Source organism: Nocardiopsis sp. FIRDI 009 (genome assembly GCF_003386285.1).
Taxonomy (GTDB): Bacteria; Actinomycetota; Actinomycetes; order Streptosporangiales; family Streptosporangiaceae; genus Nocardiopsis.
Genome location: NZ_QPNC01000052.1, coordinates 1 through 17851, shown reverse-complemented (window position 1 = coordinate 17851; position 17851 = coordinate 1). Strand labels below are relative to the sequence as shown.

At 71.6% G+C, this 17851-nt stretch carries 15 protein-coding genes; 11 read left to right on the top strand and 4 right to left on the bottom strand.

Going from position 1 to position 17851, the window contains the following annotated elements:
- Window positions 1–226 precede the first annotated feature (226 nt).
- Together mshC and DVR05_RS26160 are read left to right on the top strand one after the other, a co-directional pair.
- On the top strand, window positions 227–1450 hold the full coding sequence (mshC, locus tag DVR05_RS26165) for a cysteine--1-D-myo-inosityl 2-amino-2-deoxy-alpha-D-glucopyranoside ligase (RefSeq protein ID WP_116248578.1): 1224 nt from the start codon (window positions 227–229) through the stop codon (window positions 1448–1450).
- A gap of 71 nt (window positions 1451–1521) precedes the next feature.
- The gene (locus DVR05_RS26160; protein WP_116248577.1) at window positions 1522–2136 is read left to right on the top strand and encodes a hypothetical protein; all 615 of its coding nucleotides are present in this window, start codon (window positions 1522–1524) and stop codon (window positions 2134–2136) included.
- Window positions 2137–2261: 125 nt separating this feature from the next.
- Here DVR05_RS26160 and DVR05_RS26155 read toward each other — a convergent pair whose 3' ends face one another.
- Window positions 2262–2783, bottom strand: coding sequence for a nitroreductase family deazaflavin-dependent oxidoreductase (locus DVR05_RS26155; RefSeq protein WP_116248576.1), 522 nt, complete (start codon window positions 2781–2783; stop codon window positions 2262–2264).
- A 119-nt stretch (window positions 2784–2902) separates the two neighbouring features.
- Here DVR05_RS26155 and DVR05_RS26150 point away from each other — a divergent pair, with 119 nt between their 5' ends.
- The gene (locus tag DVR05_RS26150; protein WP_116248575.1) at window positions 2903–4183 is read left to right on the top strand and encodes a hypothetical protein; all 1281 of its coding nucleotides are present in this window, start codon (window positions 2903–2905) and stop codon (window positions 4181–4183) included.
- Between the two features lie 128 nt (window positions 4184–4311).
- Window positions 4312–4734 (top strand): ABATE domain-containing protein, encoded by a 423-nt coding sequence (locus DVR05_RS26145; protein ID WP_116248574.1) that lies wholly within the window; start codon window positions 4312–4314, stop codon window positions 4732–4734.
- A gap of 35 nt (window positions 4735–4769) precedes the next feature.
- Here the strand turns inward: DVR05_RS26145 and DVR05_RS26140 are convergent, their stop codons facing one another.
- From DVR05_RS26140 to DVR05_RS26130, 3 genes are read right to left on the bottom strand one after another with little or no spacing between them, the layout of a single operon-like run.
- Window positions 4770–5189, bottom strand: coding sequence for a thiol-disulfide oxidoreductase DCC family protein (locus DVR05_RS26140; protein WP_232832349.1), 420 nt, complete (start codon window positions 5187–5189; stop codon window positions 4770–4772).
- 48 nt (window positions 5190–5237) lie between these two features.
- Entirely contained in the window at window positions 5238–5798 is a 561-nt protein-coding gene (locus DVR05_RS26135) for a hypothetical protein (RefSeq protein WP_116248572.1), read from the bottom strand.
- A gap of 47 nt (window positions 5799–5845) precedes the next feature.
- Window positions 5846–6685, bottom strand: a complete 840-nt coding sequence (locus DVR05_RS26130; RefSeq protein ID WP_116248571.1) for a PAC2 family protein — start codon at window positions 6683–6685, stop codon at window positions 5846–5848.
- A gap of 364 nt (window positions 6686–7049) precedes the next feature.
- On the opposite strand from DVR05_RS26130, the gene metH reads away from it, so the two are divergent.
- The 7 genes from metH (at window position 7050) to DVR05_RS26095 (ending at window position 17734) form a co-directional block, all read left to right on the top strand.
- Window positions 7050–10523 (top strand): methionine synthase, encoded by a 3474-nt coding sequence (gene metH / locus DVR05_RS26125; RefSeq protein ID WP_116248570.1) that lies wholly within the window; start codon window positions 7050–7052, stop codon window positions 10521–10523.
- Window positions 10524–10798: 275 nt separating this feature from the next.
- A complete protein-coding gene (locus DVR05_RS26120; protein WP_116248569.1) occupies window positions 10799–11509 on the top strand; it encodes an HAD family phosphatase in 711 nt (236 codons plus the stop codon).
- 249 nt (window positions 11510–11758) lie between these two features.
- Window positions 11759–12283 carry a cellulose synthase gene (locus DVR05_RS26115; RefSeq protein ID WP_198659371.1) on the top strand — a complete coding sequence of 175 codons (525 nt, stop codon included), beginning with the start codon at window positions 11759–11761 and terminating at the stop codon, window positions 12281–12283.
- An 83-nt stretch (window positions 12284–12366) separates the two neighbouring features.
- On the top strand, window positions 12367–13092 hold the full coding sequence (locus DVR05_RS26110) for a maleylpyruvate isomerase family mycothiol-dependent enzyme (RefSeq protein ID WP_116248567.1): 726 nt from the start codon (window positions 12367–12369) through the stop codon (window positions 13090–13092).
- 615 nt (window positions 13093–13707) lie between these two features.
- Window positions 13708–14769, top strand: coding sequence for an ABC transporter permease (locus DVR05_RS26105; protein WP_116248566.1), 1062 nt, complete (start codon window positions 13708–13710; stop codon window positions 14767–14769).
- Window positions 14770–14872: 103 nt separating this feature from the next.
- Window positions 14873–16627, top strand: coding sequence for an ABC transporter substrate-binding protein (locus DVR05_RS26100; RefSeq protein ID WP_116248565.1), 1755 nt, complete (start codon window positions 14873–14875; stop codon window positions 16625–16627).
- A gap of 93 nt (window positions 16628–16720) precedes the next feature.
- Complete coding sequence (locus tag DVR05_RS26095) at window positions 16721–17734, top strand: ABC transporter permease (RefSeq protein ID WP_116248564.1); 1014 nt, start codon at window positions 16721–16723, stop codon at window positions 17732–17734.
- Window positions 17735–17851: the final 117 nt, after the last annotated feature.

Genomic DNA, 17851 nt, shown 5'->3' with positions numbered 1-17851 from the left:
CCAGCCGTTCCACCATCGACACAGGAGCAGGCTACCGAGAACCCAAATGAGATGAGCTCTTAGCCGCCCCAGGGCGCGGCGAGCCTCCGACGGGGCGAGACCGGTCGGGGGCCTCGAACCCCGATCCGCATCCCCCTATTCCCACGCCCTCTGGGGCGATCATCACCCGGCGAAACCACCCTTCCGGGGGCGTTTGTCACACGGTGGGGCGGATAGTGTTCGGGGTATGCGTTCATGGTCTGCGCCTGACATCGTCTCCCTGCCGGGTACCGGCGGCCCCCTCCGTGTCCACGACACCGCCACCGGCCAGCTGCGGACGACGACACCGGGACCCCGCGCCGGGATGTACGCCTGCGGCATCACCCCCTACGACGCCGCGCACCTCGGCCACGCCTTCACCTATCTGACCTTCGACCTGGTCAACCGGGTCTGGCGGGACGCCGGACACGACGTCGACTACGTGCAGAACACCACCGACATCGACGACCCCCTCCTGGAGCGGGCCGAGGCGATCGGCGTCGACTGGCGCGACCTGGCCCACCGCGAGATCGACGTGTTCCGCGACGACATGGCCGCCCTGCGGATCATCCCCCCGACCTCCTACGTGGGCGTCGTGGAGTCGGTCGACCTGATCAGCGACCTGGCCGCGCGCATCCGTGACACCGGCGCCGCCTACGAGCTGGACGGCGACCTGTACTTCTCCGCAGACGAGGCTCCCGAGTTCGGCGCGATCAGCCACCTGAGCCGCGAGGAGATGCTCGACCTGTTCGGGCAGCGCGGCGGCGACCCCCAGCGTGAGGGCAAGAAGAACCCCCTGGACTGGCTCCTGTGGCGCGCCGAGCGCCCCGGCGAGCCCGCCTGGGACAGCCCGCTGGGCCGCGGCCGCCCCGGCTGGCACATCGAGTGCAGCGCCATCGCCCTGGACCGCCTCGGTCCGGCCTTCGACCTCAACGGCGGCGGCAGCGACCTGATCTTCCCCCACCACGAGATGGGCGCGGCCGAGACGCGGTGCGCCACCGGCGGCCCCAACGCCCACAACCACCTGCACGTGGGCATGGTCGGCCTGGACGGCGAGAAGATGTCCAAGTCCCTGGGCAACCTGGTGTTCGTGTCCAAGCTGCGAGAGCAGGGCGTGGAACCGTCCGTCATCCGCGTGGCCATGCTCGCCCACCACTACCGGTCGCCCTGGGAGTGGACCGACGCCGAACTCCCGGTCGCCTGTGAGCGGGTGAAGCGCTGGCGTGCGGCGACCTCCCTGGGGTCGGGGCCGGACGCCGCCCCGATGCTCGCCGCCGTGCGCGCCGCCCTGGCCGAGGACCTGGACTCGCCCGGCGCCCTGGCCGCGGTGGACGCCTGGGCCGACACCGCCCTTACCGTAGGCGGGACCGACACCTCCGCCCCGGGACTGGCCCGCGCCACCGTCGACACCCTGTTGGGCGTGGAGCTGTAGCTGATCGTCCCCGGTCCCGGCCGGTCGGAGGCCGCGAGCCGCCGGTCGGCCGTCCGTGGCAGGATGCGGGCATGCTGACAGCACCGGACATCCTCCGCGACACCGACTGGGACCGGACCTTCCACGCCTACGGGTCCGCCGCCGACGCCCCCGAGGGGTTGTCGGCCCTCCTCCGGGAGGATCCGGACGCGCTGTCGGAGGGGATGTACTACTTCCACAGCGCGATCCTCCACCAGGGCTCCGTCTTCCCGGCGACCCCGCCCGCGACCCTGTTCGCGGCCGCCCTGTTGGACGATCTCGTGCACGGCCGCCGTGGCCGGGACGACGCGCGGGAGTGGCGGATCGCGCTGCTCGACGCCCTCCGGGGCGTGGCCGAGGCGGCCGTCGCGGACAGGACCGACGCCGAACTGGCCGAGCTCGCCCGGCTGTCGGAGGCCGAGCGCCGGGCGGTCCTGGACGCCGTCCTCGACGGCGACGACGAGGTGTGGGAGGAGCCCGCCCTGGAGGCGCTGATGTGGCAGGCGCTGATCGACCTGCGCGCGGCCGCGCCCACCGTGCTGGCGGCGGTGCACCCCCTCCTCACCCACACCGAACCGGTCACGCGCCAGCGCGCGGTGGAGGCCGCCTCGGCGATCGCACGGATGGGCCGTCTGGAGGCGGACCTGTCCGGGAGGGAGCCGGGGTGAGCGGGCCGCGACCGCGCTGACCCTGGGAGAGCAGGGGCACGACGTCTCGGAACACCTCGCCCACGAGGACCCCGCCCACGGACCGTCAGGTCTGCGCACCCTCGCCGAAGGCCGAACCGTCGACCCTACGGGGCGGTGAAGTCGGGGAAGCGTGGACCCGGGGCGCGCTCGGGGAGCAGCCGCACGATCGGGACGCCGTGCTCGGGGTCCGCCCCCACGCGCTCGTAGTCCTCCGGCCTCTCGCCCACCTCCCGGCCCAGCGCCTTCAACAGCGCCCTGGCCGTGTTCGGGTGGCGTTCGGCGTAGTGCGCCAGCGCCCGGCCGGACTCCTCGGGCGGCAGCGGCGTCGCCGTGCCCCGGAACCGCTGGCCGCCCACCTGGAACAGCACGCGCGGTTCGGCCTGGATGTTGCGGAACCACTGCGCCCGCTGCCCGTAGGCGGCCGCGACCAGCACCGCCCCGGTGCTGTCGTCGCGCCCCACGACCTCCAGCACCGCCTGCCGGGGCTCGCCGCTCGCCCGTCCCCTGTGGGTGAGCAGGACGAACCTGCGTCCCAGCAGCGGCCCGAGACCGAGCCGGTACAGCCAGATCGGCGCGCGGAAGGCGGCCCGCCTGAGCGGGGTGTGCGGCGGCTCGGAGATCGTCATGGACGTCGGGCCCTCCTACGTACGGCGCGGTTCCGGCGGCACGAGTGTACGCAGCGGCCGGTCCTCGGGCGGGGCCGCCACGCCCGTGGACCGTCGGCACCGGGTGCCACAATCCCGGCATGCGGACAGGAACTGACGTACTCCACACCACCGACTGGCCCCGGCTCCTCCAGGCGGACGGCACGGCCGACGAGGTGCCCGAGGTCCTGGCGGCGTTCCTCGACTCGGACGAGGAGGGATGGCGAGGCGCGCTCGACCACCTGTACGAGCAACTCCTCTACGACGACGGGGTGTACCCGGCGACGGTTCCCGTCGCCCTGTTCGTCTCCGGGCTGCTGGACCACCCGGTCGCGGACGCGGTCCCGCCGTGGGACGGGCCGTGGCCGCGGACGCTCCGGGGGATGTTGTTGGAGTTCCTGTGCGACGCGGCGCGCCGCGCCCGCTGGGACGACAGCCCCGACGCCCACCTCGCCGCCGTGGCCGAGGCCGACGGGGGCCTGGTGGAGCGCTTCCTGCGGGTCCTCACCGACGAGTCGGAGGAGGACATGGAGTTCTGGGAGATGGAGGAGGCCCATGACGCGCTGTTGGCGCGGGCGGCCCTCGACCTGCGCGCGGCCGCTCCCCTCCTCCACGACGCCGTCCGGCCCCACCTGACCCACGGCGACCGCCACGTCCGGCAGCGTGCCGTGGAGGCCGCCGGGGAGATCGCGTGGTTGGGCGGCCTGGACCTGGACCTGTCCGGGGCGGCGGACCTGTCCGGGACCCGGGACGAGGGGGCCGCCATCGTCCTGGCCCTGGGCCGCAACGGGCGCGACACCTCGGAGTTCCTCACCCACGCCGACCCGGCGATCCGGGCCTGCGCGGCGCTGGCCCCCGCCCTGCGCGGCAACCCCGCCGCGACCGAGGAGCTGGCCGCCGCGCTCACCCGGGCGGAGGAGGTCGACGCGTGGTTCTCGGTGCGGCCGCGGTGTTTCGGCGGTCCCGTCAGGTCGGCTCTGGTGTGGGAGCTGGGACAGCGCTGGCGTGCCGAGGGCAGGGACGCCGCCGACCTGATTCCGGTGGCGCGGTCGGTGGTGAGCGCCACCGGTCCGGACTCCCTGAGCGAGGATCTGGGGGCTCTGTACGGGGCGCTGTTCCGGCTCGGTGACGGGGCGCGGTGGAGCGCGCGGAACCTGAGCGGTGTCCAACGCGACTACCTGCGCGTGCTCGTCGACGCCGATCGGCTGTGGTCACGCGCCGACGACGGGTCCGAGGTGGTGCGCCGTGTCCGGGAGGCGGTGAAGGACGATCCCGGGTCGCCCCACCGGCGCTGGCTGGACCAGGGCGACCTGCGACGGTTTCTCGACGCCCTCGGACTGCCCCGGGGCCGGGCGGGGCTGCGGAGGCTGGTCGGCGGCTGAGACCGCCGGGTCGGCGGCGCCGGTTTCCGCACCGATCCGCATGGTCCGTCCGGTCCGGATGGCCACCTGTGGCCACGACGTCCTCCGTTCGCCGGACACGGGGTGCGGAGCGTGATGGGATGTGATCCATGACCACCCCCACGCACCTGAGCACCGCCGCCCGACTCGTCACCGACTTCGCCAGCTCCGGCGCGCGCCTGTCCGACCGGGCCGACCTCGCGAGGTTCCTGCGGGAGCACCGCTTGGCCACCGACGGGGCCATGCCGATCACCCTCGGTGACCTGGAGGAGGCCCTGACCCTGCGCGACGCCATCCGCGTCGTGCTCACCCACGGTCCCGAACCCGCGAGCGACGCCGATGCCGAGGCGATCGCGCGCGGTCAGCGGGTGCTCGACGGACTGCGCGTCACCGTCCGCCTGCTGCCCGACGCCGACTCCGTCTCCCCGCTGGCACCGGCCGTGGTCGACGAGGTGCGCCGGGGCCTGGCCCGGATCGCGGGTGCCTGGGCGGCCGTCCTGGCCACGGGGGAGTGGCGTGACCTGCGGCTGTGAGGCCCGAGCATCGGCGCCCCGCCGAGCCGGCCGGTTCACCGGTCGTCGAGCGCGCAGGCCGTGGTCCCGCCCGGCAGCCGGTGGCGGTTGGCCGCCACCCACCGGTAGGCGGCGCGGTTGACCGCGCGCAGCAGCGGTAGCCGCATCAGCCGCCCCAGGGGGCGCACGAGGAACCGGCTGTGGATCAGGGCCTCGGCGATCGCGTCACCGCCCGCGAACCGGCGTCCGTCGGGGTAGACGAGCCACGCCTCCCGGTCGGCCTGCTCGGGCGTGAGGCCCACGGACTCCAGATCGAAGTTCTGCCAGGCGACGAACCGGGTGCGGGTGCGCAGCCGGTCGCGGCCGAAGGCCACCGCGCGCTGGCAGAACCCGCAGTCCCGGTCGTAGAGGAACGTTCCGGCGCCGGGAACGCCGTGTCCGCCGAATCCGCCGTGTCCATCCATGCGGTGCGTCATGTGTCCAGGATGCCCCCGCTGCCGCCGGGTGTCCCGTCGGCCCCCGGTTCACCCCCCGGCCTCCGCGGTCGGCGCGGGTGCGATCCCGTCCGTGCGGCGGATGCGCTCCAGTGCCGGGGGAGACTCCAGGGACGCCAGGGCGGCCACGCGCACGACGAAGTGCGGTTCGATCATGGCGACGGCGGCCCAGGAGTAGGGCGAGTGCAGGACGTCGCACTGGTAGGGCGTCCCGTCGACGTCGATCAGCGCCCGGGTCCACGTCGCCCCCAGCGGGTGGGCGCGGGGCTCGGCGTCCGTGTCGCCCTCGGCCCGCCGCTGGAGGAAGTCGCGTCCGGCGCCGAAGCGCCGGACCTGCTCGTGCAGCGGCGGCCAGTCCACGTCCGGCCAGCGCCGCGTCGTCACCTCCAGGCCGGGGTCCCCGGCCCCGGTGGCGGCGTAGCGCGCGGTGCACTCCAGCACGTGGTCCTGGAGCGGGGCGAAGCCCACGTCGTCCAGACGGCCCGAGCCAGCCCGGCCGACCGGGGCGAACAGCGGCAGGTCCGCCATCACCTGCTCGACGGAGATCGGTCGCGGCGTCCTCGGCGGGTGCGGTCGTTCGCTGAACTCCATGCCGCCGATGCTAGACCCCGAGCGCCCCCGAACACCCTCACCGGTCCTCAGCTCTCGTCGCGGCGGCGCAGGTAGCGCTCGAACTCGCGGGCGATCGCGTCACCGGAGGCCTCCGGCAGCTCCGCGGTGTCCTTGGCCTCCTCCAGGCCGCGCACGTAGGCGGAGATGTCCTCGTCCTCGGCGGTGAGCTCGTTGACGTTGGATTCCCACGACACCGCCTCCTCGGGCAGGTCGCCCAACGGCACCGACACCCCGAGGAACTCCTCCACCCAGCCCAACAGCGCCAGGGCCGCCTTCGGGCACGGCGGCTGGGCCACGTAGTGCGGGACGGCTGCCCACAGCGACACCGTCTCCAGGCCCACCTCACTGAACGTCTCGTGCGCCACCCCCACGATCCCGGTGGGGCCGGAGTAGGTGGTCGGCTCCAGGCCGTACCCGTCCCCCAGCTCCACGGGCGAGGCGATCCCCGTCACCGGGATGGGTCTGGTGTGCGGGGCGTCGGCCAGCAGCGAGCCCAGCATCACCACCCGCTCCACGCCCAGCTGCCGCGCGATCGCCAGCAGGTCGGCCGTGTACGAGCGCCACCGCATGTTGGGCTCGGGGCCGCTCACCAGGACGACGTCGCGTTCGGCCCCGGGCGGTGTGGCCAGCGCCACCCGGGTGGTGGGCCACTCGACCTTGCCGACCAGGCCGTTGACCACGGACATGCGCGGCCGGGTGACCTGGAAGTCGTAGTAGTCGTCCGGAGTGAGCGCGCACAGCTCGCGGGCGCCCCACACCGCGGACAGGTGCTCGACGGCGAGGGTGGCCGCCTCCCCGGCGTCGTTCCATCCCTCGAACGCCGCCACCAGGACAGGATCGACAAGCTCCCGGGTGAGCTTGATCATTCGGCGGCCCCTTCCTGCGCGCGGACGGATCCCACCCTATGGGGTGGCACCCCGGCCTGGAAACCGGGATTCCGCGCCCCCGCGGACGGCCGTCTCCGGCCGACCTCCCGTTGTGCCAGACGCACGGAAACGGACGGAAATCCGTCTGATTGGACCGGTGCGGACCGGGGTCGTCGCGCATATCGTGGAACGCACGTCTCACATGGCGAAACGCCTGATGGGGTAGCCTCGCAGCCAGCGACTGCGTTGGACAGAGCCGTCCCCCAGGCGCCCGACCCGACCGCGCCGGGGGTCGGCCCAGCACCGCGCACCGCGTGGGTCGGCCTGGGCCGCCGCGGCGCCCCCAAGACTAGAGTTGCGGATTATGAGAGCTCGCCTGACCTTCCGTGAAGCACTGTCCCAGCGTGTCATCGTGGCGGACGGAGCGATGGGCACCATGCTCCAGGCGCACGATCTCGACCTCGACCAGTTCGAGGGGCACGAGGGATGCAACGACATCCTCAACATCACCCGCCCCGACATCGTCCACGACACCCACGCCGCCTTCCTCGCCGTGGGCTCGGACTGCGTCGAGACCAACACCTTCTCAGCGAACTACGGCGGTCTGGCCGAGTACGGCATCGAGGACCGCGCCTACGAGATCGCGGAGGCGGGCGCCCGGGTGGCCCGCGAGGCCGCCGACGCCTACTCCACCCCCGACCACCCCCGCTACGTCCTCGGGTCGGTCGGCCCAGGCACCAAGCTGCCGACCCTGGGCCACGCCCCCTACGCCCTCCTACGCGACCACTACGAGCAGTGCCACCGGGGCCTCATCGACGGCGGCGCCGACGCCATCCTCATCGAGACCTGCCAGGACCTGCTCCAGGTCAAGGCCGCCGTCGTCGGGGCCCAGCGCGCCCGCAGGGCCCTGGGCAGCGACATCCCGATCATCGCCCAGGTCACCATCGAGACCACCGGCACCATGCTGATGGGATCGGAGATCGGCGCCGCGCTGACCTCCCTGGCCCCGCTGGGCATCGACGTCATCGGCCTGAACTGCGCCACCGGCCCGGCCGAGATGAGCGAGCACCTGCGCTACCTGTCGCACCACTCGCCCATCCCCGTCTCCTGTATGCCCAACGCCGGTCTGCCCCAGCTCGGCTCCGACGGCGCGGTCTACCCGCTCACCCCGGCCGAGCTGGCCGACGCCCACGACACCTTCACCTCCGAGTTCGGCCTGAGCATGGTCGGCGGCTGCTGCGGCACCACCCCCGAGCACCTGCGCCAGGTGGTCGAGCGCGTCCAGGGGCGCGGGATCAAGGACCGCAAACCGCTCGTGGAGGCGGCCGCCGCCTCGCTCTACCAGAGCGTGCCCTTCCGCCAGGACGCCAGCTACCTCGCGGTCGGCGAGCGCACCAACGCCAACGGCTCCAAGAAGTTCCGCACCGCCATGCTGGAGGAGCGCTGGGACGACTGCGTGGAGATGGCCCGCGACCAGATCCGCGACGGCGCACACCTGCTCGACCTCAACGTCGACTACGTGGGCCGCGACGGCGTCCGCGACATGCGAGAGCTGGCCTCCCGGTTCGCCACCTCCTCCACCCTGCCGATCATGCTCGACTCCACCGAGCCCGCCGTGCTGGAGGCCGGTCTGGAGGCGCTGGGCGGGCGCGCGGTGATCAATTCGGTCAACTACGAGGACGGCGACGGCCCCGACTCGCGCTTCACCCGCATCATGAGGCTGGTCTCCGAGCACGGCGCCGCCGTGGTCGGCCTGTGCATCGACGAGGAGGGCCAGGCCCGCACCGCCGAGTGGAAGCTGCGCGTGGCCACCCGCCTGATCGAGCAGATCACCGGCGAGTGGGGGCTGAGGACCAGCGACATCATCATCGACTGCCTCACCTTCCCCATCACCACCGGGCAGGAGGAGACGCGCCGCGACGGCATCGAGACCCTCAACGCCATCCGCGAGCTCAAGCGCCGCTACCCGGACGTGCAGACCACGCTCGGCCTGTCCAACCTGTCTTTCGGCGTCAACCCGGCCGCGCGCATCGTGCTGAACTCGGTGTTCCTGCACGAGGCGGTCGAGGCGGGGCTGGACTCGGCGATCGTGCACGCCTCCAAGATCGTGCCGATCAACCAGATCCCCGAGGAGCAGCGCCAGGTCGCCCTCGACCTGGTCTACGACCGGCGTACCGACGACTACGACCCCCTGTCCCGGTTCATCGAGCTGTTCGAGGGCGTGGACGCCAAGTCCATGAAGGCGTCCCGCGCCGAGGAACTGGCCGCCCTGCCGCTGTGGGAGCGCCTGGAGCGGCGCATCGTGGACGGCGAGATGACCGGTATCGAGGCCGACCTGGACGCGGCGCTGGCGGAGAAGCCCGCCCTGGACATCGTCAACGACACCCTCCTGGAGGGCATGAAGACCGTCGGCGAGCTGTTCGGCTCCGGAAAGATGCAGCTGCCGTTCGTGCTCAAGTCCGCCGAGGTCATGAAGGGCGCGGTCGCCTACCTCGAACCGCACATGGACAAGACCGACGACGACGGCAAGGGGCGCATCGTCCTGGCCACCGTCAAGGGCGACGTCCACGACATCGGCAAGAACCTCGTCGACATCATCCTGTCCAACAACGGCTACGACGTCGTCAACATCGGCATCAAGCAGCCGGTGTCGGCGATCCTGGAGGCGGCCGAGCGGGAGCGCGCCGACGTCATCGGCATGTCGGGGCTGCTGGTCAAGTCCACGGTGATCATGAGGGAGAACCTGGAGGAGATGAACTCCCGGGGGCTGTCCGAGCGCTTCCCGGTGCTGCTGGGCGGCGCGGCGCTCACCCGCTCCTACGTGGAGCAGGACCTGGCCGAGATGTTCGACGGCGAGGTCCGCTACGCCAAGGACGCCTTCGAGGGGCTGCGCCTGATGGACAGCTTCATGGCGGTCAAGCGCGGAGAGGAGGGCGCCGAACTGCCCGCGCTGCGCCAGCGCAAGGTGCGCCGGGGCGCCACGTTGAAGGTGACCGAGCCCGAGGACATGCCCGCGCGCAGCGACGTGGCCACCGACAACCGGATCCCCGTGCCGCCGTTCTGGGGCGACCGGATCAGCAAGGGCATCCCGCTGGCCGACTACTCCGCCTTCCTCGACGAGCGCGCGACGTTCATGGGGCAGTGGGGGCTCAAGGGCACGCGGGGCGGCGACGGCCCCAGCTACGAGGAGCTCGTGGAGACCGAGGGGCGCCCGCGCCTGCGGATGTGGCTGGACCGCATCCAGACCGACGGCCTGCTGGAGGCCGCGGTCGTGCACGGGCACTTCCCCTGCTACAGCGAGGGCGACGACCTCGTGGTGCTGGACGAGGACGGCGGCGCCGAGCGCGTCCGGTTCACGTTCCCGCGTCAGCGCCGCGACCGGCACCTGTGCTTGGCCGACTACTTCCGGCCCAAGGAGTCGGGGGAGCTGGACGTGGTGTCCTTCCAGGTCGTGACCGTGGGGTCGGCGATCAGCCGGGCCACGGCGGAGCTGTTCGAGAAGAACGCCTACCGCGACTACCTGGAGCTGCACGGCCTGTCCGTCCAGCTGACCGAGGCGCTGGCCGAGTACTGGCACACCCGGGTCCGTGCCGAGCTGGGCTTCGCCGGGGAGGACCCGGCCGAGCTCGACGCCTTCTTCAAGCTCGGCTACCGTGGCGCGCGGTTCTCCCTGGGCTACGGGGCCTGCCCCAACCTGGAGGACCGGGCCAAGATCATGCGCCTGTTGGAGCCCGAGCGGGTGGGGGTCACGCTGTCGGAGGAGTTTCAGCTCGTCCCCGAGCAGGCCACCGACGCCATCGTCATCCACCACCCGGAGGCGACCTACTTCAACGTCTGACCGGTCCCGCACGGTGGGTACCATCGGCGTTCCACACCCGGCCCCGTCCCTGCCGCCAGGGGCGGGGCCGCGGCCTGCGGCCCCGGGAGCGAAGTGTTCTCGGTGCGGACAGAGCGCCGACAGACACACGTCACGCCCAGGGCGCCCGCGGCCGTCCACGATGGTGGACCCCGGGTCGCCCGGCGGGCGCGCGGGGGCACGGGGGCGCTTCGAACGACACGAGAGGGGAGAGTGTGGTGCCGGTCCGCCCAGGGCGGGGCCGCGCCACCGAGAGCATGGCTGAACCGAGCACTCCGGGCCGCCGCACGACCGCGGCCGGGCCCGCCGGGGAGCGCCGCCTCCAGGCGGTCCTCCTGGACATGGACGGGACCCTCATCGACAGCGAGGGGCTTTGGGGGGAGTCCGAGGCCGAACTCGTCGCGGAGCTGGGCGGGGTGTGGACCGAGGAGGACCACGCCCGCAACGTCGGCAACGCCGCCGAGCCCGTGGGGCGGTACATCATCGGGCTGACCGGTGCGGACCTGACCCCCCGCCAGGTCGCCGACCGGCTCTACGAGAAGTTCCGGGCCAAGCTGGAGGACGGCGCCGAGCTGCGGCCCGGCGCCAAGGAGCTGGTCGCGCTGGTGTCCGGGGCGGGGATCCCGGTGTCGCTGGTGACCTCCACCGAGCGCGCGCTGGTCAGCGCCGCGATCGGGGGGATCGGTCTGGAGAGCTTCGACGACTCGGTGGCCGGGGACGAGGTCAGCGCGAACAAGCCCGACCCCGCCCCCTACCTGATCGCGGCCGAGCGGCTGGGGGTGGACCCCCGGCGCTGCGTGGCCGTGGAGGACTCGGTCGTCGGGGTGGCCTCGGCCGCCTCCGCGGGGTGCGCGACGGTCGCGGTGCCCAACCACGTGGAGATCGCCCCGCGCGAGGGCGTGGTCTTCCGCGAGTCGCTGGTGGGCGTGGACCTGGAGTGGCTGGAGTCTCTGGTCGCCGACCGCTGATCCGCGTGCTCGACGGGGTCGCGGCGTCGACCGCGGCTCCTTCGCCCGCCCCGTCCCGCGCGACCCTGGCGGCGCCCGGCGCACCCCGGCGTGACCCGGGACCGAAGACGGAGCCCCGGCTTCGGTCCCGTGGCGGCGCCGGGGGCGTGGGTACCGTGGAGACAGGGGTCCCGGGCGGCCGCCGGGCCGGGGGACTCCCTAAGGGATCGGCCTGATGTGCGCGACGGCGCCGGATGGGAGACTGGCGACATGTTCGAGCTGCCTGAGAACCTGCCCGTCTCCGACCTGACCGTGGGCGCCGTCCTCACCGGCCTGGGGCTGATCGTCTCCTTCCTGGTGTGGCGCCGTCGGGGCGCCGCCTCGGGCCTGCGCGGCGCGGCCTGGTCGCTGCTGCCGCTGACCGTGGCCCTGCTCGGGTTGATGAGTGTGGTGTGGGAGTTCGTGCGCGGGGTCGTGGGCGTCCTCACCGGGCTGTTGATCAGTCCGTTCGTGTGGGCCGGAGTGATCCTGGCGGGGCTGGCCGTGGTGCTCTACATCGCCTCCGGTGTCATGCGCTCCCGGGGGGTGGGCACCACGCCGCGTGGTGCCAGGGCCAAGGCCGTGAAGGACGGGGACGGCGCCGGGAAGGGCGGCGGTACCCCGGCCGCCGGGGCCGGCGGCAGCGCTCCGCAGGTGGACACCGGGAAGTCCCCGGGGAAGAAGGCGGCCCCCGCCGACGACCTGTCCGACCTCGGTGACATCGAGGAGCTGCTGCGCAAGCGCGGGATCGAGTAGGGGCGGGGTCGCTCCCGCTCCCACGGCGGGCCCGCGCGGGCGCCGCCCGCGCGCGGTGGCACCGGGACGGTTAGCCTGCCCGGATGACGGCCCACGCATTCTCTCCTCACGAGCTGACCCGACGCGTCGCCCGGTCGCACGCGCGTGTGACCGAGTTCTGCGACGCCCTCGGCGACGATCGGGTGATCGGGGTCTCGGCCCTGCCCGGCTGGTCACGCGGACACGTCATCCAGCACCTGGCGGACAACGCCCGCGCCTTCGAGCGGCAGGCCCGCCACGCCCTGCGCGGCCGACTCATCGACGTCTACGACGGCGGACAGCGGGGGCGCGACCTGTCCATCGAGCGGGGCGCCGCCCGCCCCCCGGCTCGACTGCACGCCGAGCTGCGGGAGGCGCAGCGGGCCCTGGAGGAGATCTGGGCCGCGCTGACGGAGGAGGACTGGCGCCGACCGGTGCGGTTCCGCTCGGGCACCGTGCTGGACACCGCCCTGGCCCGGTGGCGGGAGGCCGAGATCCACGCCGTCGACCTGGCCGCCGGGTACCGGCCCCGCGACTGGTCCAGGGACTTCGCCCTGCACACCCTGGACTTCCTGGCCGAACGCGCGCCGAGCGGGGTGCGGCTGGATCTGCGCGCCACCGACGACGAGCACGCGCGCTCCCTGGGGGCGGGGAGGCCGGTGCGGGTGTCCGGGGCGCTGCGCGACCTCGCGGCGTGGATGGCGGGTCGGGCGACCGACGGTGAGCTGTCCGCGTCCACTACCACACTCCCCGAGCTGGGTCCGTGGCCGCCCGCGGTCGTGGACCGGTGAGCGGGGCTCCCCGCCCAACGCGGCCGGTACGGCGGGTGACGGGGAACGAACCGGCAACGGAACGATGACGACCCGGACGGCGGCTCCGCCTCGGCGGGGCCGCCGTCGCTTCGGGAAGTCGCGCGAACGCTCTCGGGGTCATAGCACTTGCCATAGTGTCCCCTCCTCGGGCCGGTTTCCCCTGTTATCAGGGAGTATCGTGGGGGCGCGCTACCGGCCGGTATGCCCTGGTCATCCGGGTCGCCCGATGAATGTGAAGTTTGTCGGAGGGTGGCAATAAATGAGTTTTTTGTCATCATTTGTCACGATTCAGATACATCACACTGAACTGGACGATATGCGTCTGACGGGCGAGTAAGTTGGTCGCTGTGTAACAGCCCGGGCGGTCTCGCGTCGGATGTGTCCAACACCTCACGGTGACTCGGCGCACCCGAGCGACCGTGTCCGGCGCGGTGGAGGCACCCCCTCCTCGCCGCCGGTCCCGCCCACGCCAGCCAGTGTCGAGATCCGACCGGCCCCACATCGTGAGGACCCCAACGGGTCATCCCCCAGTCCTCACGCGTGGGTTCAGTCCTCCCTCGGCCGAAGCGTATGAGTGGAGAGAGTGGTGTCCCGATGAGCGCGCCCTCGCAAGCCCCCGAGTCGGCGGACCAGTCGACCGCAGCGGATGCCGTCGAGGGGTCCAAGGCCACGTCCGGTCACGGCGGATCGGACAACCGGTCCCTCCGGCAGATCGCGTGGCAGCGGCTGAAGCGGGACAAGGTCGCGATGGTCTCCGGCGTGGTGGTGCTGCTGCTCATCATCGCCGCGATCCTGGCGCCGCTCCTGACCAAGTGGTTCGGGTACCCGCCCACCGAGTACCACCAGGACCTCATCGACGCCTCCACCCGGCTCCCCTTCAAGGACCCGGAGAACCCCTACGACCCGCAGACGGGTTTCGCGATCACCGATCCGTGGGGCGGCATCAGCGCCGACCACTGGCTCGGCCTCGAACCCACCACGGGCCGCGACATGTTCAGCCGCCTGCTCCACGGTGCGCAGATCTCCCTGCTGGTGGCGTTCCTGTCCACCCTGGTCTGCGTCGTGATCGGCACCGTCCTCGGCATCATCGCCGGGTACAAGGGCGGCTGGATCGACACCGTCATCAGCCGCGCCATGGACATCTTCCTGGCCTTCCCGCTGATGCTCTTCGCGATCGCGCTCGTCGGCGTCATCCCCGAGGGCCTCCTGGGGCTGACCGGCAACGGCCTGCGCATCGGGGTCATCGTCTTCATCATCGGGTTCTTCAACTGGCCCTACATCGCCCGTATCGTCCGCGGTCAGACGCTCTCCCTGCGCGAGCGCGAGTTCATCGAGGCGGCCCGCAGCCTGGGCGCCGGCAACCGGCACATCCTGGTCAAGGAGATCCTGCCCAACCTGATCACGCCGATCCTGGTCTACTCGACGCTGCTGATCCCCACGAACATCCTGTTCGAGGCGGCGCTGAGCTTCCTGGGTGTGGGCATCAACCCGCCCACCCCGAGCTGGGGAAAGATGCTCTCCGAGGCGATCAAGTTCTACGAGAACGGTCCCTACTTCGTCGTCTATCCCGGCCTGGCCATCTTCATCACCGTCCTGGCGTTCAACCTGTTCGGTGACGGCCTCCGAGACGCCTTCGACCCCAAGACCTCGGACTGATCCGCGTCGGTACGGGACGAGGCGCACCGCCCCTCCCGTGCCGACACGGATCGACCCGCGGGTCCAACCATCCCCTTTTCAGGTTCGGTAGAGAGGTAGTTCCTTGAGGAAACGCACCCTCGGCTTCGTCGCGCTCGGCGCGGCGGCGTCCATCTTCCTGTCCGCGTGCGGCGGCGGCAACGGTTCCGACGGCAACGGCGGCGGTGAGGGCGCCGGCTTCAACGCCGCCGAGACCGCGATCGTCAACCCCTCGGACAAGACCGGCGGCACCCTGCGCTACGCCATCCAGTCCGACTTCGACTCCGTCGACCCGGGCAACACCTACTACGGCTTCAGCTGGAACTTCTCGCGCTACTTCGCGCGCACCCTGCTGGCCTACAACCCGGAGCCGGGCGAGAACGCCACCGACCTGGTCCCCGACATGGCTGCGGGCATGCCCACGCCGAACGAGGACTTCACCGAGTGGACGGTCGAGATCCAGCAGGGCCTCAAGTACGAGGACGGCACGGAGATCACCGCCCAGGACATCAAGTACGGCATCATCCGCGGTGACTTCAACGGCGGCACCCTGGTCAACGGCCCGAGCTACTTCGCCCAGAAGCTCGACGCCGACCCGGACTTCAACGTCTACGAGTCCTCCGACCCGCTCGGCGAGTTCGACGCCATCGAGACCCCGGACGACCACACCCTGGTCTTCCACCTCAAGGAGAGCTTCTCGGAGTTCCCCAACATCCTGATCATGCCGCAGACCGCCCCGGTCCCGGTGGACGCGGACACCGGCGAGCTCTACCAGCAGCACGTCGTCTCTTCGGGCCCGTACAAGTTCGACGGCGACTACGAGCCCGGCGTCCAGCTCAACCTCGTGCGCAACGAGGAGTGGGACCCCGAGACCGACCCGATCCGCCCGGCGCTGCCGGACCGGATCGAGGTCGAGATCGGCGTCAACCAGGACGAGATCGACGAGCGCCTGGTCAACGGCGAGCTCGACGTCGACCTGTCCGGTGTGGGCGTGGGCCCGGCCATGCACAGCCGCCTGGCCAGTGACCAGTCCGAGCGTCCCAACATCGACAACCTGTTCTCGGGCGCCACGCGCTACGTGAACATCCACATCCCGGTGATCGAGGACGTGAACTGCCGCCAGGCGATCATGTACGCGGCCGACCGCGACAGCATGCACCGCGCCTGGGGCGGCGAGCTGGGCGGCGACATCGCCACCAACCTGATCCCGCCGCAGATCCCGGGCTCGAACCCGGAGAGCGACCTGTACCCCTCCGAGGACAACAAGGGCGACCTCGACTCCGCCCGCGAGAAGCTGGAGGAGTGCGGCGAGCCGGACGGCTTCGAGACCGTCATCGCCGTCCGCGAGGGCCGCGAGAACGACGTCCAGACCGCCCAGGCTCTCCAGGAGGCCCTGAGCCGCGTCGGCATCGAGGCCGCGGTCGAGACCTACCCGGCCGGTGACTTCTACGGCCAGTACGCCGGTTCCCAGGACTTCGTCCGCGAGAACAACATCGGCCTGAGCGTCTCCGGCTGGATCCCCGACTGGCCCACCGGCTACGGGTTCGCCCAGGCGATCACCGACGGCCGCGCCATCCAGGAGACCGGTAACTACAACATGGCCGAGCTCGACGACCCCGAGATCAACGAGCTGTGGGACCGGTCGATGCAGACCGAGGACCCCGAGGAGCGCGCCGACATCTACGCCAAGATCGACACCCTCGTGATGGAGCAGGCCGCCATCCTCCCGGTGGTCTTCGACCGCGCGATGTTCTACCGCTCCCCTGAGCTGACCAACGTCTACTTCCAGCCGGGTTACGCCATGTACGACTTCATGGCCCTGGGCGTGGACCGCGGCTAGCCACCACCGGCCAAGTTCCGAACTATCACGACAAGGCAGGTGAAGGCGGCGGGGGCCCTGCGGCCCCGCGGGTAGCCCCCGCCGCCGACCGCGATGTTGACCTACATTCTCCGCCGACTCGGTGCGGGCCTGTTGCTGCTCGCCATCGTCACGATGGTCACCTTCTGGATCTTCTACGTCCTGCCCCGCTGGGCCGGGGTGACGCCGGAGGGCATGGCCGCCATGTACGTGGGCAAGGCGCCCACCCCCGAGGCCCTGGCGGCCACGGTGGACCGGCTCGGGCTGGACCAGCCGATCGCCGTCCAGTTCTACGACTTCGTCAGGACGCTGCTCCTCGGTACCGAGTACACCTTCGGCCGACAGACGGTGGAGTGCGCGGCGCCGTGCCTGGGCTACTCCTTCACGACCAACACCCCTGTCCTGGAGCAGATCCTCAGCCGCCTGCCGGTCACGATGTCCCTGGCCGCGGGCGCGGCCGTCATCTGGGTCGTCGGAGGTGTCGCGGTCGGCGTGCTCTCGGCCGTCAAGAAGGGCAGCGTCTTCGACCGGCTCGCCATGTCCCTGGCGCTGGTCGGCGTCTCGCTGCCGATCTACTTCACCGGTCTGCTCTCACTGGCGTTCCTGGTGCACACCTGGAACCTCTTCCCGGTGCCCCGGTACGTGCCCCTCACCGAGGACCCGGTCGCCTGGGTCCAGGTGATGATCCTCCCGTGGGTGACCCTGGCGTTCCTGCACGCCGCCCAGTACGCGCGCCAGACCCGCGCGGGCATGCTGGAGACCCTCGGCGAGGACTACATCCGCACCGCCCGGGCCAAGGGCCTGAGCGAACGGCGGGTGATCTTCAAGCACGCGCTGCGGCCCACGCTGACCCCGATCGTCACGATCTTCGGCCTCGACCTGGGCCTGGTGCTCGGCGGCGCCATCCTGACCGAGACGACGTTCTCGCTCAACGGTGTGGGCAAGTACGCGATCGACGCCATCGTCGCCAAGGACCTCCCCGTGATCCTCGGCGTCACCCTCATGGGCGCGTTCTTCATCGTCCTGTGCAACCTGATCGTCGACCTGCTCTACCCGGTCGTCGACCCGCGGGTGCGGATCGCCAAGTAACACGCGAAAGCGCCGACCAGACCAGCTCTAGTGAAGGAATGTGACATGGCCTCGACCGAGCCCGTCGTCCGGGTGGACGACCTGCGGGTGACGTTCCCGACGATGGACGGTGACGTC